Annotated in this window: 18 protein-coding genes and 1 tRNA gene; 11 read left to right on the top strand and 8 right to left on the bottom strand. The window is 70.9% G+C overall.

The window, feature by feature from the left end; all coding sequences use genetic code 11:
• Positions 1-5: 5 nt before the first annotated feature.
• Genes Q0599_RS14295 through aroQ form a run of 4 tightly spaced genes read left to right on the top strand, consistent with a single transcriptional unit; the run spans position 6 to position 4,188 of the window.
• Positions 6-1,397, top strand: coding sequence for a phosphomannomutase/phosphoglucomutase (locus tag Q0599_RS14295; protein WP_298830501.1), 1,392 nt, complete (start codon positions 6-8; stop codon positions 1,395-1,397).
• A gap of 15 nt (positions 1,398-1,412) precedes the next feature.
• Positions 1,413-2,399, top strand: a complete 987-nt coding sequence (gene waaC / locus Q0599_RS14290; RefSeq protein ID WP_298830499.1) for a lipopolysaccharide heptosyltransferase I — start codon at positions 1,413-1,415, stop codon at positions 2,397-2,399.
• Positions 2,396-3,718 (top strand): 3-deoxy-D-manno-octulosonic acid transferase, encoded by a 1,323-nt coding sequence (locus tag Q0599_RS14285; protein ID WP_367180952.1) that lies wholly within the window; start codon positions 2,396-2,398, stop codon positions 3,716-3,718. Before waaC ends, Q0599_RS14285 begins: the two co-directional genes overlap by 4 nt.
• Positions 3,719-3,732: 14 nt before the next feature.
• Positions 3,733-4,188 carry a type II 3-dehydroquinate dehydratase gene (aroQ, locus tag Q0599_RS14280; RefSeq protein ID WP_298830497.1) on the top strand — a complete coding sequence of 152 codons (456 nt, stop codon included), beginning with the start codon at positions 3,733-3,735 and terminating at the stop codon, positions 4,186-4,188.
• Between the two features lie 27 nt (positions 4,189-4,215).
• Here the strand turns inward: aroQ and Q0599_RS14275 are convergent, their stop codons facing one another.
• Positions 4,216-4,428, bottom strand: a complete 213-nt coding sequence (locus tag Q0599_RS14275) for a DUF2061 domain-containing protein (protein WP_298830495.1) — start codon at positions 4,426-4,428, stop codon at positions 4,216-4,218.
• A 135-nt stretch (positions 4,429-4,563) separates the two neighbouring features.
• Between Q0599_RS14275 and Q0599_RS14270 the strand changes: the two genes are divergently transcribed.
• On the top strand, positions 4,564-5,892 hold the full coding sequence (locus Q0599_RS14270; RefSeq protein WP_298830493.1) for a hypothetical protein: 1,329 nt from the start codon (positions 4,564-4,566) through the stop codon (positions 5,890-5,892).
• A 15-nt stretch (positions 5,893-5,907) separates the two neighbouring features.
• On the opposite strand, the gene Q0599_RS14265 is transcribed toward Q0599_RS14270, so the two are convergent.
• Genes Q0599_RS14265 through Q0599_RS14240 form a run of 6 tightly spaced genes read right to left on the bottom strand, consistent with a single transcriptional unit; the run spans position 5,908 to position 13,340 of the window.
• Positions 5,908-7,269, bottom strand: a complete 1,362-nt coding sequence (locus tag Q0599_RS14265) for a TolC family outer membrane protein (protein WP_298830491.1) — start codon at positions 7,267-7,269, stop codon at positions 5,908-5,910.
• 33 nt (positions 7,270-7,302) lie between these two features.
• On the bottom strand, positions 7,303-7,632 hold the full coding sequence (locus tag Q0599_RS14260; protein WP_298830489.1) for a rhodanese-like domain-containing protein: 330 nt from the start codon (positions 7,630-7,632) through the stop codon (positions 7,303-7,305).
• 2 nt (positions 7,633-7,634) lie between these two features.
• Entirely contained in the window at positions 7,635-8,288 is a 654-nt protein-coding gene (locus Q0599_RS14255; RefSeq protein ID WP_298830487.1) for a protein-L-isoaspartate O-methyltransferase, read from the bottom strand.
• Between the two features lie 28 nt (positions 8,289-8,316).
• Positions 8,317-11,514, bottom strand: coding sequence for an efflux RND transporter permease subunit (locus Q0599_RS14250; RefSeq protein WP_298830486.1), 3,198 nt, complete (start codon positions 11,512-11,514; stop codon positions 8,317-8,319).
• Positions 11,515-11,532: 18 nt separating this feature from the next.
• Positions 11,533-12,669, bottom strand: a complete 1,137-nt coding sequence (locus tag Q0599_RS14245; RefSeq protein WP_298830485.1) for an efflux RND transporter periplasmic adaptor subunit — start codon at positions 12,667-12,669, stop codon at positions 11,533-11,535.
• A complete protein-coding gene (locus tag Q0599_RS14240) occupies positions 12,666-13,340 on the bottom strand; it encodes a TetR/AcrR family transcriptional regulator (protein ID WP_298830484.1) in 675 nt (224 codons plus the stop codon). The genes Q0599_RS14245 and Q0599_RS14240 overlap by 4 nt, the downstream gene beginning before the upstream one ends.
• A 136-nt stretch (positions 13,341-13,476) precedes the next feature.
• Between Q0599_RS14240 and Q0599_RS14235 the strand changes: the two genes are divergently transcribed.
• The 4 genes from Q0599_RS14235 to Q0599_RS14220 all read left to right on the top strand — a co-directional run bounded on the left by Q0599_RS14235 (position 13,477) and on the right by Q0599_RS14220 (position 17,643).
• A complete protein-coding gene (locus Q0599_RS14235) occupies positions 13,477-14,784 on the top strand; it encodes an efflux RND transporter periplasmic adaptor subunit (protein WP_298830483.1) in 1,308 nt (435 codons plus the stop codon).
• Between the two features lie 13 nt (positions 14,785-14,797).
• Positions 14,798-15,514: an ABC transporter ATP-binding protein gene (locus tag Q0599_RS14230; RefSeq protein WP_298830482.1), complete on the top strand. Its 717-nt coding sequence runs from the start codon at positions 14,798-14,800 to the stop codon at positions 15,512-15,514.
• Complete coding sequence (locus Q0599_RS14225; RefSeq protein WP_298830480.1) at positions 15,511-16,743, top strand: ABC transporter permease; 1,233 nt, start codon at positions 15,511-15,513, stop codon at positions 16,741-16,743. Before Q0599_RS14230 ends, Q0599_RS14225 begins: the two co-directional genes overlap by 4 nt.
• A gap of 66 nt (positions 16,744-16,809) precedes the next feature.
• Entirely contained in the window at positions 16,810-17,643 is an 834-nt protein-coding gene (locus Q0599_RS14220) for an undecaprenyl-diphosphate phosphatase (RefSeq protein ID WP_298830478.1), read from the top strand.
• A gap of 4 nt (positions 17,644-17,647) precedes the next feature.
• On the opposite strand, the gene trmB is transcribed toward Q0599_RS14220, so the two are convergent.
• Positions 17,648-18,334: a tRNA (guanosine(46)-N7)-methyltransferase TrmB gene (gene trmB, locus Q0599_RS14215; protein WP_298830476.1), complete on the bottom strand. Its 687-nt coding sequence runs from the start codon at positions 18,332-18,334 to the stop codon at positions 17,648-17,650.
• Between the two features lie 158 nt (positions 18,335-18,492).
• Between trmB and Q0599_RS14210 the strand changes: the two genes are divergently transcribed.
• Together Q0599_RS14210 and Q0599_RS14205 are read left to right on the top strand one after the other, a co-directional pair.
• A complete protein-coding gene (locus tag Q0599_RS14210) occupies positions 18,493-20,058 on the top strand; it encodes a S8 family serine peptidase (protein ID WP_298830474.1) in 1,566 nt (521 codons plus the stop codon).
• 33 nt (positions 20,059-20,091) lie between these two features.
• Positions 20,092-20,162 (top strand) — tRNA-Gly (locus tag Q0599_RS14205).
• Positions 20,163-20,421: the final 259 nt, after the last annotated feature.

Raw genomic sequence — 20,421 nt, 5'->3', positions numbered from 1 at the left:
CACCCATGCAAGTCGATCCCAGCATCTTCAAGGCCTACGACATCCGCGGCGTGGTCGGCAAGACCATCGACGAGAGCTTCGCCGAGCACCTCGGCCGCGCCTTCGGCAGCGAGGCCGTCGCCGCCGGCGAACGCGCGGTGGCGGTGGGGCGCGACGGACGGCTGTCCGGCCCCGGTCTGGCAGCCGCGCTGATCCGCGGCCTGGCGTCGACCGGGCTGGACGTGGTCGACCTCGGTGCCGTGACCACGCCGATGCTCTACTACGTGGCCGCCACGCGCGGCCAGCATGGGTGCCACAGCGGCATCCAGGTCACCGGCAGCCACAACCCCAAGGACTACAACGGCTTCAAGATGGTGCTGGCCAGCCAGGCCATCTATGGCGACGCCATCCAGGCGCTGCGCCAGCGCATCGAGCGCGAGGACTACGTGCGCCGGCCGGGCCGCTCCGCCGCGATGGACATCGGCGCCGAGTACCGGGCGCGCATCGCGGGCGACTGCAAGCTCTCGCGCCCGATGAAGATCGTGGTCGACTCGGGCAACGGCATCCCGGGCGCCTCGGCGCCGGCGATCCTGCGCGCGCTGGGATGCGAGGTGATCGAGCTGTACTCCGAGGTCGACGGCGACTTTCCCAACCACCACCCGGATCCGAGCAAGCCGGAGAACCTGGCCGACCTGATCCGCACCGTGCAGTCCAGCGGCGCCGAACTCGGCCTGGCCTTCGATGGCGACGGCGACCGGCTCGGCGTGGTCACGGTCGACGGCCACATCATCTATCCCGACCGCCAGCTGATGCTGTTCGCGCAGGACATCCTCTCGCGTCAGCCGGGCGGCACTGTGATCTTCGACGTCAAGTGCACCCAGCGCCTGGCGCCGGCGATCCGCGCTGCGGGCGGCACGCCGCTGATGTGGAAGACCGGCCATTCGCTGATCAAGGCGAAGATGCGCGAGATCGGCGCGCCGATCGCCGGCGAGATGAGCGGCCACATCTTCTTCGGCGAGCGTTGGTACGGCTTCGACGACGCCACCTACACCGCAGCCAGGCTGTTGGAGATCCTGTCGCGCGCGAAGAACCCCAGCGCCGTGCTCGATGCGCTGCCCACCAGCCACAGCACGCCCGAGCTGAACGTGCCCTGCGACGAGGGCGAGCCCAGGCGCGTGGTGCAGCGCCTGCTGGAGACGGCCAAGTTCCCCGGCGCGCGCGAGGTGGTGACGATCGACGGCCTGCGTGTCGAGTACGACGACGGCTTCGGCCTGGTGCGCAGCTCCAACACCACGCCGGTGCTGGTGCTGCGCTTCGAGGGCCACACCCCCGAGGCGCTGCACCGCATCGAGGCCGAGATGATGGCCGCGCTGCGCGCGGTGAAGCCCGACGCGACCTTTGCTGCGGCTGCGCACTGACCGGCTGACGCAGGCTTGAAGGTCCTCATCGTCAAGCTGTCGTCGCTCGGCGACGTCGTGCACGCCATGCCCGCAGTGCAGGACATCCGTGCCGCCCACCCCGACGCGGTGATCGACTGGGTGGTCGAACCCGCCTTCGCGCCGATCGTGCGCCGCGTGTCCGGCGTGCGCCGCGTCATCGAGTGCGCGATGCGCCGCTGGCGCCGCGCATGGTGGACCGGCACGGCGCGCGCCGAGTGGCGTGCCTTCCGCGAGGCGCTGCAGGCGGAGCAGTACGACGCGATCATCGACCTGCAGGGGCTGACCAAGTCGGCCCTCGTCGCGCGGCTGGCGCGCGGCACGCGCTTCGGATTGGGGAACCAGACGGAAGGCTCCAGCTACGAGGCGCCGGCCGGCTGGCTGGTCGACCATGCCATCCGCATCGAGCCGCACATCCACGCGATGGACCGCTCGCGCGCGCTGGTCGCCGCAGTGCTCGGCCGCCCGGCCGAGGGACCGCCGAAGTACGGACTGCATGCGACGCGCCGCGTGTTCCGCTCGGCCACGCCGACGGTCGCCTTCGTGCATGGCACGTCGCGCGACGACAAGCTCTGGCCGGTGGATCACTGGGTGCAGCTCGGCAAGCGCGTCATCGACGCCGGCTGGCGCATCGGATTGCCGCAGGCCAACGAACTGGAGCAGACGCGCGCCGAGCTGATCGCCGCCGGGCTGCAGTTCGAGAAGGCCTTTCACGTCGAGGTCTGGCCCTCGATGGCACTCGATGCCGTGCTCGACCGCCTCGCCCTCACGCAGGGCGTGATCGGCGTGGACAGCGGCCTGAGCCACATCGCGGTGGCGCTGGACCTGCCGCACGTGCAGCTCTACAACTTCCCGACCGCATGGCGCACCGGGCCGCAGGCAAGCCATGGCCACCTGCACCAGGTGGCGCTGGAAGGTCGCCCCGTGCCGACGGTGCAGGCGACCTGGCTGGCCTGGAGCAACGTGCTGGTCGCGGCCTCGTGACCCTGTCACGGCGAGCGCGCGTCGCCCGTGCGCTGTACTCGACGCTGCTGTGGCTGGCGCAGCCGCTGTACCTGATGCGGCTGGCCTGGCGCAGCCGCGCCGAGCCCGCCTACCGCGTGGCCATGGGCGAGCGCTTCGGCCTGTACCGTGATGCGCCCTCCCGCGGCTGGCTGTGGGTGCATGCCGTCTCGCTCGGCGAGACGCGAGCCGCCGCCGTGCTGATCGCTGCGCTGCGCGAGGCGCGGCCGGGGTTGCGGCTGCTGCTCACGCACAGCACCGCGACGGGCCGCGAAGCCGGCCGTGAGTTGCTGCGCGAGGGTGACCGGCAGACCTGGCTGCCTTTCGACACCCCCGGGGCGGTGCGCCGCTTCCTGGCGCATTTCCGGCCCGCTGCCGGCGTGCTGATGGAGACCGAGGTCTGGCCCAACCTGCTGCCCGCCGCGCAGGCCGCAGGCGTGCTCCTGGTGCTGGCCAACGCACGCCTGAGCGAGAAGAGCCGGCGCCGGGGCGAGCGCTACGCGGCGCTGCTGCGCCCGGCGGTCGCGTCCATCACGCGGGTGCTCGCGCAGACCGAGGCCGACGCCGAGCGGCTGCGCAGCGCCGGCGCGTCCGACGTTCGTGTCTGCGGCAACCTGAAGTACGACATCACGCCCGACGCGGCGCTGGTCGCGCGCGGACAGGACTGGCGCGCGTCGCTCGGCCGGCCGGTGCTGCTCTTCGCGGTGTCGCGCGAGGGCGAGGAGGCGCCGCTGCTGGGCGCCTGGTCGCAGCGCCGCGGTGCGTGCGCCGAACGACCGCTGCTGGTGATCGTGCCGCGGCATCCGCAGCGCTTCGACGAGGTCGCGGCGCTGATGCGCGCCTCCGGCCTCACGCTGGCACGGCGCAGCGAGTGGGGCGATCGGCCTGCCGCCGCAGCACTCGAAGCCGATGCCTGGCTGGGCGATTCGATGCGAGAGATGCCGCTGTACTACGGCCTCGGCCAGGTGGCGCTGCTCGGCGGCAGCTTCGCAGCGCTGGGAGGGCAGAACCTGATCGAGGCGGCGGCCTGCGGCTGCCCGGTGGTGATGGGCCCGCACACCTTCAATTTCGCCGAAGCCGCCGAGCGGGCGGCGGCCGCCGGTGCGGCGCTGCGCGTCTCCGGCATCGAAGCCGGGCTCGACGCGGCTCTGGCGCTGCTCGCCGATGCCCGACACCTGGCCGAAGCCGGCGAGCGCTGCCGCGCCTTCGCGGCCGAGCACCGTGGCGCCGCAGGGCGCATGGCCGCGGAGGTCGTCGCCCTCTGGCCTGAGGTACAACCGCAACTGCAACCGCACGATTGACCGCGAGACCCGCCATGCCCAGCATCCTCGTCCTCAACGGCCCCAACCTGAACCTGCTCGGCACGCGGGAGCCCGCCACCTACGGCAGCACCACGCTCGCCGACGTCGAACGCCTGTGCACGGAACGCGGCCGCGAGCTGGGCTTCGCCGTCGACTGCCGCCAGTCGAACCACGAGGGCGCACTCATCGATGCCATCCACGAGGCAGGGCGCGGCTTCCTGGCCGGCACGGTGGCCGGCGTGGTGTTCAACGCCGGCGCCTACACGCACAGCTCGGTGGCGCTGCACGACGCCGTGCGCGCGGTCGAGGTGCCGGTGATCGAGGTGCACATCAGCAACGTGCACGCGCGCGAGAGCTTCCGCCACCACTCCTGGCTGTCGCCGGTCGCGGCGGGAATCATCGTCGGCTTCGGCGTCGACGGCTACGTGATGGCGATCGAGGCCCTGGCGCGCCGGGCGCGCCAGTCCTGACCAGCGTGCCGTGCCGCCCGCGGCTGATCAGGCAGCGGCCGGCTCCGGGCGCAGCCTCGAGAGGGCCGCCACCAAGCGAGGGTGGCCCCAGTACTTGTCGAAGAAGTAGTGCAGCACGGTGTTCACCGCCGGCTCGACGAAGATGATCGCGCCGGCAATGGCCACGCTGCCGGTCAGCGCGTAGCCCACGGTGAACGAGGTGCCAAGGTGCACAACGCCGAATGTCGCCGTCTTGGCCATGGGGTCTCCGGGGCGGGGTGGTTACGCCTGTCATGATGAGGGTCAGGGCCCGACCGGTCCAATCGGCAGGCGTGATGGTGGCGATAGCCCGGGCGCTGCGTTCGTGGCAGGATGTTGCCCAGGAGGCCTGCGACGATGGGCGAGGCAGTTTGGTGGCTGGTGGCGGCGCTGGCGGCGGCTTGCGCGCTGCTTCTCGGACTGCTGCTGCGCCGCCCGCGCAGCGCGGTGCCGAGCGCAAATGCGCCGGCCGTCGCCCCCAGCTCCCCCGCGTCTGCAGGGGTTCGCCCTGCCGGCACCGCCGTGGACGCCCCGACGCCGGGTGGCGGCCTGGCGCCCTTGCCCGGCCCGGCCGCACCGCTGCGCAGCCCGATGACCGCCCTGGTGGCACCGCCGGCCGTGAAGCCGCCGACGACGCTGGTCGTGCCGCGGGCGCGCCGCTACGAACTGCGCGACGCCGCACCCGCGCCGGTGCTGACGCTGGAGCGCGCCTGCGATGCCGAATGGCAGCGTGTTGCAGTGGCTGCCGCCACCCCGATGCAGCGCGAGGTGCTCTCCGCGGCGCTGGCCCATGCGCCCCTGCTCGCACCGCTGCCGGAGGCGGCGGAGGGTGACCTGTTTCGCGTGACGCTGCGCGCCGGCAGTGCACTGGCGCTGGCACGGGGCGAACTGGCGGGCGCGCCTGCCGGCACGTTGCGCGCCACGCCGGCCCAGTCGCTCGACGCGTCGCGCTCGGCGCCGCTGGCTGCCATCGTGCTGGCGCTGCGCTGCGGCCCGGTCTACCTGCGTGGACTGCGTCGCGACGTGGGAGCGATCCAGGCCGAGGCCGCCCCTTGGCTGAAGCAGTCCGGGCCCGGCGACGAGCGCTTGCGCGTGCTGCTGCAGGACCTCAGTCGCTACCTGCGCGAGGTGGAGGAGAACCACGCCGGCGTGATCCGCAAGCCGGTGTTCGTGGCGCGGGTGGCCGACTTCTGCGTGCAGGCCGAAGCGCAATGGCGTGCCGCCAGCGACGGCGCCGCGGCGCTGCGCAGCGGGCTGGAGTCGCTGCTGCCGGCAGTGACCGGCCGCCCCGCAGGGGTGGCCGAGTGGCGCGGCCTGTGGCAGCAGTACGCACTGCGGCGCCGCGTGAGCCGCGGTGCGGCGCGCACGCTCGCCGCCTGGCATGGGCTGCGCCTCGCGCTCGGCGAGGCGGTGCCCGCAGCGGCGCTGGTGCTGCGCAGCGCCTTGCAGGCGCTGCGGACCGCCGACGAGGCCGATGCTGCACTGGGTCGCTCGGCGCGCGCTGCGGCGCGGGAACTGGGGGTCCCCCTCGAGGCGGAGGCCGGCGAGGCGGCTCAGCGCGAGGTGCGGCGGACGATCCAGGCGATCGATGCCGGCTTCGCCGGCGAGGCCGAGCTCACGCTGCTGCTGCAACTCGACGCGCTCGGCCGGGTGCAGGAAGTCCGCGGTCCGCTGGCCACGGAGTGAGGCCGGCCTCGCCGGTCAGCGTTCCAGCAACTGGTTCAGCGCCGCCACGTCCTCGGGCTTGAGCTGGCCGGCGGCCTGGCGCAGCCGCAGGCTGCCGAGCAGCACGTCGTAGCGCGCCCTGGCCAGATCGCGCTTGGTGGTGAACAGTTGCGTCTGCGCGTTCAGCACGTCGAGGTTGACGCGCACGCCCACCTTGTAGCCGAGTTGCGTGGCCTCCAGCGCGAGCTGGCTGGACGACTCCGCCGCCTCCAGCGCCTTCACCTGCGCCTGGCCGGACTGCACGCCGTAGAAGGCCTGGCGCGTGCCCTGGGCAACGCCGCGGCGCGCCGCCTCGAGGTCGTTGCGCGACTTTTCTTCCAGGGACAGCGTCTCCTTGATGCGGTTCTGGATCGAGTAGCCGGCGAACAAGGGAAGGTTCAGCGTCACGCCGATGCTGGTGTTCGTCGACGTGCCCGAGCTGTCGAACGTGAAGGGCGGGCCGGCGAGGTCGCCGCTGGTCGACACGCGGCCCTTGCCGACGCTGCCGTTCAGCGACACCGTGGGCAGGTGGCCGGCACGTGCCTTCTCCGTCTCCAGGCGCGCCACCTCCAGGCCGAGCGCAGCGCGTCGCACCGTCGGGTGGTCGGCATCCGCACGCAGCACCCATTCGTCGACCACCGGTGGCTGCACCGGCGGCAGCACCACCGGCACGGCCAGCCCCTTGGGCTGCACGCCGCTGCGTCCGACCAGCTGGTCGAGCGCGATGCCCTTGGTGCGCAGGTCGTTCTCGGCGGCGATCTCCTGCGCCGTGGCGAGGTCGAAGCGCGCCTGCGCCTCGCGGGTGTCGGTGATCGTCGCGGTGCCGACCTCGAAGTTGCGCTTGGCCGAGGCGAGCTGTTCGCTGATGAAGCTCTTGTTGGCGCGCGTCGTCGTCAGCGTATCCTGCGCCGCCAGCACGTCGAAGTAGGCCTGGGCGACCCGCACGATGAGGTCCTGCTCGGCCGACTCGAACTCGGTGCGCGATACCGCCAGCGACTTCTCGGCCTGCTCGATGGTGGCGCCGTTGGCCTTGTTGAACAGGCTCTGGCTGGCGCTGATGCCGGCAGTGACCGCATTGGTGTTCGCGCTCAGCGTGCTCGAGTAGGGCGTGTCGCTGGTCGTGCGCGTCGCCGAGGCCTGCAGTCCCACCTGCGGCCGGTTCAGCGCCTTGGCCTGCTCGGTGCGGTACTGCGCCGAGTCGAGCAAGGCGCGCGCGGCGAGGTAGCTGGCGTCATAGCCGCGTGCCGCCTCGTAGAGTTCCTGCAGGCTCTGCGCCCGCACCGTGCCCGCGAAGGCGAGGCCCAGCGCGAGGGCGAGGGCGGCGGGGGCGAATGACAGGCGGGTTCGCGCGAAGGGCATGGCGGGTCCTCGTTGGAAGCTCGTGAATCAGGGTCAATAGCGCGGCACGGCCGGGTCGATGCTTGCCGACCAGGCGTCGATGCCGCCGGCAATGTTGTAGACCGACTCGAAGCCGGCGCGCTCCAGGAATGCGACGACCTGCGCCGATCGCACCCCGTGATGGCAGATGCAGAGGATGGGCTGCGCCGGGTCGAGTTCGTCCAGGCGCTGCGGGATCTGACCCATCGGCAGGTTCAGCGTGGTCACACCGTCGAGCTGGATCACCGCCCGCTGCAACTCCCAGGGCTCGCGCACGTCGAGCAGCAGCGGCTCGACGGCGTCGCCGGCCCATTGGTGCACCTCGGTGACGCGGAGCTGGTGCATGCCTAGAAGCGGAAGCGCGAAGGCTCTTCGAAGCCCTGCAGGCGTGGCGCGACGGTGTCGAACAGCTCGACGCTGGCGAAGGCATGCTCGCCGCTGCGCGTCACCAGGGTGGCGCGCATCATCGGCTGCTGGCCGACGATGGCGATCAGCCGACCGCCGATCTTCAGCTGGCCGAGCAGGCCCTGTGGCACCTCCGCCACGGAGCCCGACAGCACGATGGCGTCGAACGGCGCTTCCGACGGGAAGCCGCGCGAGCCGTCGGCCTGGCGCACGGCGGCGTTGACGATGGCGGCGCGCTTGAGGTTGTCGGCAGCCAGCTTCACCAGCTCGGGCAGGATCTCCAGCGTGGTGACATGCTGGGCGCGGTGCGCCAGCAAGGCGGCCATGTAGCCCGAGCCGGCGCCGACCTCGAGGACCCGCTCATGCTTGTGCAGGTTCAGCTCCTGCAGCAGGCGTGCCTCGACGCGCGGCGCCAGCATGCACTGGCCGCCGGGCAGTGGCACCTCGGTGTCGACGAAGGCCAGCGCGCGGTAGGCGGCAGGCACGAAGTCCTCCCGCTTGACCACGGTCAGCAGCGAGAGCACGGCGGGGTCGAGCACGTCCCAGGGGCGGATCTGCTGCTCGATCATGTTGAAGCGGGCTTGTTCGACGTTCATGGTGGAGTCCTCCGGGCAACCCCGCATTTTATTTCGCGGGGGTGATGGCCGCGGCTTGACCTGTCGCAGGCGCGCGCGGCATCAGCTTGCGCTTCAGCCAGGCCGACAGGTCGTCGAGGTAGCAGTAGATGACCGGCACCACCACCAGCGTCAGCAGCGAGGAGGTGATCACGCCGCCGATCACCGCCTGGCCCATGGGCGCGCGCTGCTCCGAGCCCTCGGTGAGTGCGAAAGCCAGCGGCACCATGCCGAACACCATCGCCAGCGTGGTCATCAGGATCGGCCGCAGCCGCACGCGGGCGGCGTGCAGCAGCGCCTCCTCGCGGTTCATCGGCGCCACGTCGTGGTTCAGGCCGTGCTCGCCGGCATGCTCGCCGCGGCGCGAGCGGATCGCGAAGTCGATCAGCAGGATGGCGTTCTTCGTCACCAGGCCCATCAGCATCACGATGCCGATGATGGAGAACATGTTCAGCGTCGAGCGGAACATCAGCAGCGCCAGGACCACGCCGATCAGCGTCAGCGGCAGCGAACTCATCAGCGCGATCGGCTGCAGGAAGCTGCGGAACTGGCTGGCCAGGATCATGTAGATGAACACGACGGCCAGCGCCAGCGCGCCCACCGCGTACTGGAACGACTCGTTCATGTTCTTCGTCGAGCCGCCGAACACGTAGCGGTAGCCTGGCGGCCAGGCGATCGAATCGAGCACCTTCTTCACGTCGGCCGAGACCTCGCCGGAACTGCGGCCGAGCGCGTTGGCGTCGACGTTGATCTCGCGGTTGAGGTCGCGCCGGTTGATCTGGTTCGGGCCGGTTGACGGCGCGATGTCGGCCACCTGCGACAGGCGCACCACGCGCGGCGAGCCATCGGCAGCGGCGGCCACCGTAATCGGCAGGCGCTGCAAGTCGGCGATGGCGTCGCGGCCTGGCGGCGGCAGGCGCACGTTGACGTCGTAGTTCTCGCCGTCGCTGGCGCGCCAGTTGCCCACCGTGGTGCCGGCCACCAGCGTGCGCAGCGTGCCGGCGAGCGCGTTGACGTTCAGCCCGGCGTCCGCCGCGGCGTCTCGCTTCACTTCGACGGCCACCGTCGGCTTGTCCGGCTTGAGCGTGCTGTCGAGGTCGACGAGTCCGGGAATCTCGCGCAGCTTCGCGGTGATCGACTGCGACAGCCTGGCGAGCTCGTGGAGGTCGGCGCCCTGGATGGAGAACTGCAGGCTCTTGCCGCCGCCCAGGTCCGTCTGGCCGATGTTGGTGACGGTGATGCCGGGGATGCGCGAGAGGCGATCGCGGATCGGCACGGTGAGCTGCGCGATGCTGCGCTGGCGGTCCTTGCGGTCGAGCAGGCGCACGTAGGTGGTCGCGTAGATCTTGCCGGCCGCGAAGCCGCTGTTGATCGTCGTCACGGTGTGGCGCACCTCGGGGAACTCGCGCAGCGCGGCGTCGACCTGCTTGGCGCGCAGCTCGGTTACCTCCAGCGACGAGCCTACCGGCGTGTAGAAGTTGACCTGCGTCTCGGAGAGGTCGGCCTTGGGCACGAACTCGGCGCCGAGGATGGGGATGACGACGAAGCTGCCGGCGAAGGTGGCCAGTGCCAGCCCGAGCGTGGCGAGCTTGTGCTTCAGCGACCAGCCGAGGATCGCCTGGTAGGCGTCGGACAGCCATTCGGTGAAGCGGTCGAACTGGAACGTGACTCGACCGATCGTGCGGTCGTACAGCGTCACCGGTGGGCCGCGGTGCACGCCATGCGCCTGCGGATCGTGCCAGACGCTGGACAGCATCGGGTCGAGCGTGAAGCTGACGAACATCGAGATCAGCACCGCGGCGACGATGGTGATGCCGAACTCGTGGAAGAACTTGCCGACGATGCCGCCCATGAAGCCGATCGGCAGGAACACCGCGACGATGGACAGCGTGGTGGCCAGCACCGCCAGGCCGATCTCCGCCGTGCCGTCCAGCGCGGCCTGGTGCGCGCTCTTGCCCATCTGCACGTGGCGCACGATGTTCTCGCGCACGACGATGGCGTCGTCGATCAGCAGGCCGACGCACAGGCTCAGCGCCATCATCGTGATGCCGTTGATGGTGAAGCCGAAGGCGTACATGAACAGGAAGGTGCCGATCAGCGCGATCGGCAGCGTCAGCCCGGTGATGACGGTGGACCGCCAGCTGTTCAGGAACAGGAAGACGATCAGCACGGTGAGCAGCGCACCCTCGAACAACGTGCGCTTGACATTGGCCACCGAGACGCGGATGGCGCGCGAGTTGTCCCGGTTGACCTCGACCTTCACGCCGGGCGGGGTGAGCGACTTCGCGCCGTCCAGCGCCTGCAGCAGGCCGTCGACCACCGCGATGGTGTTCTCGCCCTGCGACTTCAGCACCGACAGCAGCACGGTGCGCTGGCCGTTGTAGAGCGCCAGGCTGTCGATCTCCTGCGGGCCGTCGACCACGTCGGCCACTTGCCAGAGCTTGACCGGCTGGCCGTTGCGACGTGCCACCACGATGTCACGGAAGTCTTCCGGGCGCTTCAGCCGTGCGTTGATCTGCACCACGCGTTCCTGATCCGCCGAGCGGATCGCGCCCATCGGCAGTTCCTGGTTCTCGCTGCGCACCGCGGCGACGATCTGATCCACGCCGATGCCGAATGCCTCCAGCGCAGCCGGCCTGACGTACAGGTTGATCTCGCGTTCGACGCCGCCGACCAGGGTCACCGAGCCGACCCCGCGCACGTTCTCCAGCTTCTTCCGCAGCACCTGCTGCGCCCAGGTGGTCAGCTCCTGCGCCGACTTCCGGCCGTCGGTGGAGAGGACCGCGACGTTGAAGATCGGCTGGCTGGCCGGGTCGAAGCGCGAGATGCGCGGCTCCTCGACCTCGTCGCGCAGCAGCGGGCGGATGAGCGCCACCTTTTCGCGCACGTCTTCGGCGGCCTTGCGCCCGTCGATGTCGAGATTGAACTCGACGATGACGATCGAGGTCCCCTCGTAGGATCGCGAATACAGCGAACTGATGCCGGCGACGGTGTTCACCGCCTCCTCGACCTTCTTCGTGACTTCGGCCTCGACGATCTCCGGCGAGGCGCCCGGGTAGTCCATCTGCACGACGACCGTCGGGAAGTCGACATTGGGGTACTGGTCGACCGCGAGGCGCTGGTAGCTGAACAGGCCCAGCACCACGAAGGCGAGCATGACCATCACCGCCATCACCGGGTTGCCGATCGAGACGCGCGTGAACCACATGGCCGCTCGCCCCGTGGGTCAGCGCGCGGCCGAGGCTGCGGCCGGGCCGACCAGCCGCACCGGCGTGCCGTCGCGCACCGCTCCGGCGGTGCCGGTGAGCACCATCGCGCCTTCGCCCAGGCCGCCGGTGACGGCCACCCAAGGCTGGCCTTGCACCTCGCCGCGGATGCCCAGCGTCACCGTCTTCAGCACCGCCTTGCCGTCCTGCACCTGCAGCACGTAGGGCTGCGACAGATCGGTGCGCACCGCGGCCAGCGGCACGGCCAGCGCGTCGGCCTGCGCCACGACGATACGCCCGCGCGCGAACAGGCCCTGGCGCAGCGCCGGCTGGGCGTCGACGGCGAGGTAGACGAGCACGGAGCGGCTGCCGGTCTGCGCGCTCGGGTTGATGCGGGCGACGCGCGCCGACACCGGCTCGGCGAGGCCATCGACGCGCAGCGTGGCGCCCTGGCCGACGGCCAGCTGCACCACGTCTTCCGGCGCCACCGCGGCCTCCAGCTCCAGCTTGGCGAGATCGACGATTTCGACGATGCGGCCATCGACCGGCACGCGCTCACCCGGCTGCGCGAAGCGTTGCGCGACCTGGCCGGAGATCGGCGCGACCAGCGTGCTGTCGGCGCGCGCCTTGCGGGCCAGTTCGGCGGCGGCGACGGCGGCTTGGTGGTTGGCCTGTGCCGCCGCCTCGTTGGAGACCGAGGTCTCCAGCCCTGTCGCTGAGATGAAGCCCTGCGCGACCAGCGCGCGGTTGTTCTCCAGCGTGCGCCGCGCGATGTCGAGCTGAGCCCGCGCCGAGGAGGCGGTCTGCTCGGCCTGGCGCAGCCGCCAGTCGAGCTCGGCGGTGTCGAGCTGGCCGATCACCTGGCCGGCCTTGACGCGGTCGCCTTCGCGCACGCTCAGCCTGCGCAACTCGGCGGCGACCTTGGCCTTGACCAGCGCGGTGTTCACCGCCTTCAGGCCGCCCGAGATATCCAGCGTGCGCGACAGCGGGAACGTGCGGGCGACGACCACGTCGGCGGGCGCCAGGTCCAGTGCCAGCGTGGCGCGCGCCGAGGGCGCGGCCTGCTCGGCGCGGCGCTTGTCGAGCGAACGCATGACCCCGGCGGCCAGCACCAGCAGCGCCAGCAGCGGCAGGATCCACTTCAGGTGGCGCTTCATGCGCGGCTCCGCGGGGCGGGAGCCGCATCGACACGCAGGCCGTGGAGCACCAGTTCGACATGCTGGCGGATGAAGGTGTGCGGGTCGATCATCGGCACGGCCTGTGCGCAGGCGGCCAGCGAGTGCTTGTGCAGGCACAGCATGATCATCGGGAAGATCAGCGACAGCACCGCCGCCGGCACGTCGACACGGCGGAACTCGCCGCGGTGGATGCCGCGCTCGAGGATCTTGCCGATGAGTTGCTGGCCGGGTTCGACCACCTCGCGGCGATAGAAGTCGGCGATCTCGGGAAAGTTGCGCACCTCGGTGATGACCAGCTTGAAGACCGCCGAGGTGGGGCTGTCGAAGACGCTGATCCACCAGTTGGTGAGCACCTCGGTCAGCAGCACCGCGCTCGGCCCGTCGAAGCGCTCGCACTCCTCGGCTGCCGCGGCAATCTGGCTCGACAGTCGCTGGCTGATCACCGCCTTGAGCAGCTCTTCCTTGCTCGGGTAGTACAGGTAGAGCGTGCCCTTGGCCACGCCGGCGCGCGCCGCCACCTCCTCGGAGCGGGTCGCGGCGAAGCCCTTCTCGGCGAACAGCGCGAGCGCGGCGTCGATCAACTCCTGCGGGCGAGCTTCCTTGCGGCGTTGGCGGGGGGCGTGGCGGGGGGCGGTGGTGGGGGAGGACATTGTCATAATGACTGACCGGTCAGTAATATAGCTGCCCGGGAGGGTATGGGTCAAGCATGCCACGCGGCCGTCGAGATGCACGAAGCCTGACCCTGAAAAGGGCGTCGCTGCGGGCTGCTCCCTAGAATCCGCGGCCATGACGTACAAGCGGTGGTGGCTGGCCGGCCTGGCCCTGGCAGGCGCGGCGCTGGCAGGTGGGTGGTGGGCGCAGCGCAGTGGGGACGCCCCGTCGAGCTACCGAACCGCGAAGATCGAGCGAGGCCCGCTCGCCGCCGCGGTTTCTTCGGCGGGCACGGTCAACCCGGTGTCGCAGGTCATCGTGGGCAGCCAGGTGTCCGGGCAGATCAGGGAGATCCGTGCCGACTTCAACACCGAGGTCAAGCGCGGCCAGCTGATCGCGCGGCTCGATCCGGAGAGCTTCGAGTACAAGGTCCGCCAGGCCCAGGCCGACCTCGAGTCGGCGCGCGCCGCGGTGCTCAACGCGCAGGCCAACGTCGCCGCCGTGATGGCTGGCGTCTCCAGGGCGAGGCTCGAGGCCGACAACGCCCAGCGCGACGCGCAGCGCAAGCTCGAACTGCTCGGACAGAACTTCATCTCGCCGGCGGAGTACGACAACGCGCGCAACACCGCCGCGTCGCTGGCCGAGTCGCTGAAGGTCACGCAGGCGCAGCTCGACGTGGCCCGCGCGCAGGCGGTCAGCGCGCAGGCCTTGGTGCGGCAGCGCGAGGCCGCGCTGGCGCAGGCCAGGGTCGACCTGGAGCGCACCGAGATCCGCTCGCCGGTCGACGGCGTGGTCATCAAGCGCAGCGTCGACGTCGGCCAGACGGTGGCGGCGAGCCTGCAGGCCCCGGAGCTGTTCATCATCGCGCGCAACCTGCAGGACATGCAGGTCGACGCGTCGATCGACGAGGCCGACATCGCGCGCGTGAAGCCGCAGCAGCCGGTGAGCTTCAGCATCGATGCGTTTCCCGGGCGCGGCTTCGAGGGGCGCGTGAGCCAGATCCGCAAGGCCGCCGTGACCAGCCAGAACGTGGTCACCTACACCGTGGTGGTCCGCTTCGCCAACCCCGACGGCACGGTGCTGCCGGGCATGACGGCGAACGTGCGCATCGTCACGGACACGCGCGAGAACGTGCTGAAGGTGCCCAACGCGGCGCTGCGCGTGCGCCTTCAGGGCGTCGAGCCGGCGTCGGCGCCGCGTGTGGCGGGCGCCGGGCGAGCGCCGGCGCTCGGGCGCCTGCACACGCTCGACGACCAGGGCGCGGCGCAGGCCTGGAACGTGCGCCTGGGCATCAGCGACGGCGTGTCGACCGAGTTGCTCGTGCCGCCGGACGGCCCGCTCGCACAGGCCTTGCGCGAGGGGACGACCGTGATCACCGGTGTCAATGCGCCGGGGGCTGCCGGCGCGCAGCGCCCCGGGGGCGGCCCGAGGCCGATGTTCTGAGGCGGCGGCAGCCATGGCGCTCATCGAGGCGGAAGAGCTCGTCAAGACCTACACGATGGGCGAGCAGACCGTGCACGCGCTGCGCGGCGTGTCGCTGCGCATCGAGGAGGGCGAATTCGTCGCGGTGATGGGCGCCTCCGGCTCGGGCAAGAGCACGCTGATGAACATCCTCGGCTGCCTGGACCGGCCGACCGAAGGCCGCTACCGGCTCGCCGGCGAGGAAGTCGCGGCGCTCGATGGCGACGCGCTCGCCTCGATCCGCAACCGCCGCATCGGCTTCGTCTTCCAGCAGTTCAACCTGCTGCCGAGGACCAGCGCGCTGGAGAACGTCGAGCTGCCCTTGGTCTACGCCGGGGTGAAACCGGCCGAGCGCCATGCGCGGGCGCGCGAGGCACTCGCGCGCGTCGGCCTGGCCGAACGCGGCGGCCACACGCCGGCGGAACTCTCGGGCGGCCAGCAGCAGCGCGTGGCGATCGCGCGGGCGTTGGTGAACCGGCCGCAGCTCATCCTCGCCGACGAGCCCACCGGCGCGCTGGACACCCGCACGTCGCAGGACATCATGCAACTGCTCGCCGAGCTCAACGCACAGGGCATGACGGTGATCATTGTCACTCACGAGCAGGACATCGCCGCCTGGGCGGTGCGCCGCATCGTCTTTCGCGACGGCCGCATCGTCGAGGACGCGCCGCAGCGGCCGGTGCGCCCCGCAGCGCTGGCGGCGACCCCATGAACGCGCTCGCAGCCCTGCGCTCGGCCTGGCGAGCGCTGAGCACCAACCTGCTGCGCAGCATGCTCACCATGCTGGGCATCATCATCGGCGTGGCCGCGGTGATCACCATGATCGCGGTCGGCCAGGGGGCGCAGCAGCGCGTCGAGGCGCAGATCAAGGCCTTGGGCTCCAACGTCATGCTGGTGCTGCCCGGGGCCGTGTCGCAGGGCGGCATCCGGCTGGGCGCGCAGAGCGGGCAGACGCTCACCGAAGAGGACGCGAGGGCGATCGCGCTCGAGGTGCCCGAGGTGCAGGCGGTGGCGCCGTCGCTGCGTACGGGAGCGCAGATCGTCGCCGGCAACGCCAATTGGAGCACCCAGGTCTTCGGCACCTGGAGCGACTACTTCGAGGTGCGTGATTGGCCCGTGGCCGAGGGGCGCGTCTTCGAGGCCGGCGAGATCGCCGGCTCGGGCAAGGTGGCGATCATCGGCCGGACGGTGGCCGAGCAGTTGTTCGCCGGCGCCGATCCGATCGACCAGATCATCCGCGTGAAGAAGGTGCCGCTGACGGTGATCGGCGTGCTGGCGCGCAAGGGCCAGAACTCGATCGGCCAGGATCAGGACGACATCGTGATCGTGCCGCTGTCCACCTTCCGCAACCGCATCCAGGGCATGGGCGGAGGCCGGCTCAAGCGCATCGGTGCGGCCACGGTGAAGGTGCGCGAGGGCCTCAGCATGACGGCGGCGGAGCAGAACATCCGCGAGCTGATGCGCCAGCGACACCGCCTGCAGCCCGGACAGGACGACGACTTCAGCATCCGCAACCTCACCGAGATGCTCGCCGCGCAGGAGGAGTCGAGCCGGGTGATGACCCTGCTGCTGGCCGCCGTCGCCGGCGTGAGCCTGGTGGTGGGCGGCATCGGCATCATGAACATCATGCTGGTCAGCGTCACCGAGCGCACGCGCGAGATCGGGCTGCGCATGGCCGTGGGCGCGCGCGGCCGCGACATCCTCGGCCAGTTCCTCATCGAGGCGGTGACGCTCAGCCTGGTCGGCGGCGCGATCGGCGTGGTGCTGGGCGCGGCGGCGACCTGGGGCGTCGGCGCTTTCGCCGGCTGGCAGGTGGCGCTCAGCGCCGAGGCCGTGCTGCTCGCGGTGGGCTTCTCGGCCGCGGTGGGCGTGTTCTTCGGCTACTACCCGGCACGCCGCGCCGCCAGCCTGCTGCCCATCCAGGCGCTGCGCTACGAGTGAGCGCGCGGCAAGACCGAAGGAACGGGCCGCTATCATGCGCGCCACCCCGCAACCCGGAGAGCCTGTTTGGACCTCGCGCAGTGGATCTTCCTGGCCAAGGCGGCCGTCATGGGCATCGTCGAGGGTCTCACCGAGTTCCTGCCGATCTCGAGCACCGGCCACCTGATCCTTGCCGGCTCGCTGCTCGGCTTCACCGACGACAAGAGCAAGGTCTTCGACATCGCCATCCAGACCGGCGCGATCGTCGCCGTGGTGATCGTCTACTGGCAGCGACTGCGCGACACCGCGGCGGGCCTGGGCCGGGGCAGTGCCGCGGCGAAGCGCTTCACGCTCAACGTACTGATCGCCTTCGCCCCGGCGGTGCTGCTTGGCCTGCTGTTCGGCAAGACGATCAAGGCCCATCTGTTCACGCCCACCGTGGTGGCCACGGCCTTCATCGTCGGCGGTCTGGTCATCCTGTGGGCCGAGCGGCGTGGCGCGGACGCGCGCATCCACGCGGTCGACGACATGACGGCCTGGGATGCGCTGAAGGTGGGCCTCGTGCAATGCCTGGCGATGATCCCCGGCACCAGCCGCTCGGGCGCCACCATCATCGGTGGCATGCTGCTCGGCCTGGACCGCAGGGTGGCCACCGACTTCAGCTTCTACCTGGCCATCCCGACCCTGGTCGGCGCGGGCGCCTACAGCCTCTACAAGGAACGCGCGCTGCTCTCGGCGGCCGACCTGCCGCTGTTCGGCGTCGGGCTGCTGTTCTCGTTCGTGTCGGCGTGGATCTGCGTGCGCTGGCTGTTGCGCTACATCGCCAGCCACACTTTCACGCCCTTCGCCTGGTACCGCATCGCCTTCGGCATCGTGGTGCTGTCCACCGCGCACTTCGGCTGGGTGGGCTGGCACGAGTGAGTGCCTAGACGCGTTCGAACACCAGGTCCCACACGCCGTGGCCCAACCTGAGACCGCGGTTCTCGAACTTGGTCAGCGGCCGATAGTCGGGCCGGGGGGCGTAGCCCTCGAAGCGGTTCTTCAGTGTCGGGTCGGACGACAGGACGTCGAGCATCTGCTCGGCATACGGTTGCCAGTCGGTCGCGCAATGCAGGTAGCCGCCGGGGGCCAGCCGGCTCGCCAGCAGGGCGACGAAGGGCGGCTGGATGAGCCGGCGCTTGTGGTGGCGCTTCTTGTGCCAGGGATCAGGGAAGAACACGTGCACCCCGGCCAGCGACGCCGGCGCGACCATGCGTTCCAGCACCTCGACGGCGTCGTGCTGCACGATGCGCAGGTTGGCCAGGCCAAGCGCCTCGATGCGCTGCAGCAGCGCGCCGACGCCGGGCGGATGCACCTCGATGCCGAGGAAACTGGTGTCGGGGCGTGCCGCGGCGATCTGCGCGGTGGCGTCGCCCATGCCGAACCCGATCTCGACGACCAGCGGCGCGGCGCGGCCGAACGCTGCCGTGAAGTCCGTGACGGCGGCCGCGAATGGCAGCACGTAGTGCGGCGCCAGTTCGGCCAGCGCGCGCATCTGGCCCGTGCCCATGCGGCCGGCGCGCACCACATAGCTGCGGATGGCCCGGCGAGGCGATGAGTCGGCAGAGTTCATGAGTGACGGAATCGGCAGCAACGCGTTACACGCGGCGCGGCATTGTGCCGCAGCCGCCACAGTGCAGTCCCCCATTCGGTGGGCGTCCGGGCACATCCGCTGGGCGCTGGCGGGGCACCTCCGTAGACTGCAGTCACCCTTCCACCGAGGATCTGTCCATGCACACACCGCGCCACCTGCGTGCCCTTGCCCATGCCGCGCTCGCCCTGCTCGCCTGCGCAGCGATCGTGCCGCCTGCCGCCGCACAGGCCGGCACCACGCGCTACATCGTGGCCTACAAGCCAGGCAGCGCTGGGGCGGCCAGGGCGGCGGTGGCCGCCGCGCGCGGCGACGTGAAGCTGGCGATCCACGGCACGGACGCGATCGCGGCCGAGCTGCCGGCGCAGGCCGTCGCCGCGCTGGCCCGCAACCCGGCGGTCGAGTACGTCGAGGAGGACGTCAAGCGCTACCCGATGGGCGGCACTTCGCCGACCACCGGCACGCCCTACGCCGTCGGCCAGCTGCTGCCGTATGGCATCGCCATGGTGCAGGCTGACCAACTCGCCGGCGTCAGCGTGGCGAGCCGCAAGGTCTGCATCATCGACTCGGGCTACGACCGCAGCCACGAGGACTTGTCCGCCGGCGGCAACGTGACCGGCGAGTACGACCCGGGCACCGGCTGGTGGTACACGGACGAGAACCACCACGGCACGCACGTGGCCGGAACGGTCTCCGCGCTCGACAACGCCGGCGGCGTGGTCGGCGTCAACTCGAACGGCACGATCAAGCTGCACATCGTCAAGGTCTTCGGCGCCGAGGCCTGGGCCTACTCGTCGACCCTCGCCGCGGCGGCGAACAGGTGCCGAGACGCCGGCGCGAACATCATCAGCATGTCGCTCGGCGGCTCGTTCTCCAGCCGCACCGAGCAGCGCACCTTCGACACGCTGCTGTCGACCAACAACATCCTGTCCATCGCCGCCGCAGGCAACGGCGGCAACACGCGTGTCTCGTACCCGGCCGGCTACGGCAGCGTCGTCTCGGTGGCGGCGATCGACGAGGCCCGGCAGTGGGCGACGTTCTCGCAGTACAACAAGGACGTCGAGATCGCGGGGCCGGGCGTCAACGTGCTGTCCACCGTGCCGATGGGCACGGGCCGGGCTTCGGCGCTGAGTGTCGGTGCGGCCGCCTATGCGCCCGGCGGCATGGACGGCTCGCCGATCGCCAGCGTGGGCGCGCCCCTGGCCGACTTCGGCCTGGGCGGTTCGGCGGTGGCCGGCAGCATGAACGGCAAGGTCTGCCTGATCCAGCGCGGCACCTACGACTTCGCCACGAAGGTGTCGAACTGCCAGGTCAGCGGGGGGGTCGGCGCGGTCATCTACAACAACGTCGCCGGCAGCTTCGGCGGCACGCTGGGCGGCACGGTGACGGCCATCCCGTCGGTGACGGCCTCCGACACCGAGGGCGCGGCGATGCGCGGCCAGTTCGGCCAGACCGCGACGGTCAGCGTGACGGCGTCGAACTACGCCTTCTTCGACGGCACCTCGATGGCGACGCCGCATGTCTCGGCGGTGGCTGCGCTGGTGTGGGCGATGCGTCCGGAATGCACCGCGTCGCAGTTGCGCAGCTCGCTGAACCTGAGCGCGCTGGACCTGGGGCCGGCAGGCCGCGACAACAAGTTCGGCTATGGTCTCGTGCAGGCCAAGGCAGCGGTCGACCGCATCGCGGCGCGCGGCTGCGGCCGTTGAGCGTGGCGCCACGCTGGCATCGCGCCGCCACGTGCGGGTGCCGTTCAAGGGCGGAACGGCAGCTTCCCGAACTGCCTACGAGAGTTCGACGCCCTTCACCCGCGCGAGGATGACGTCCACGAGGGTCCCGTGCGGACCCTCCTGTGCTTCCGACCTTGCTCCACGTCGCGCCACGCGGAGCACACGAACCCTGCTCCAGGAATCCTGGGCGGGCGCCGGCAGCGTGAAGCCGGTGAGGGCTCCTTCCAGAGGACGATGGGCGAATACACGACCCCGGCGGCCGGCATGCCGGCCGCACCGATGCCCCGGAGCCGGTTGGCCTACCAGTTGTAGAGAACGCTCAGGCCGATGCTCTTTTCGTCC

It is taken from the genome of uncultured Piscinibacter sp. (genome assembly GCF_937952055.1).
Classification (GTDB): Bacteria; Pseudomonadota; Gammaproteobacteria; order Burkholderiales; family Burkholderiaceae_C; genus Piscinibacter.
This window is presented reverse-complemented; position numbering and strand designations above follow the sequence as displayed.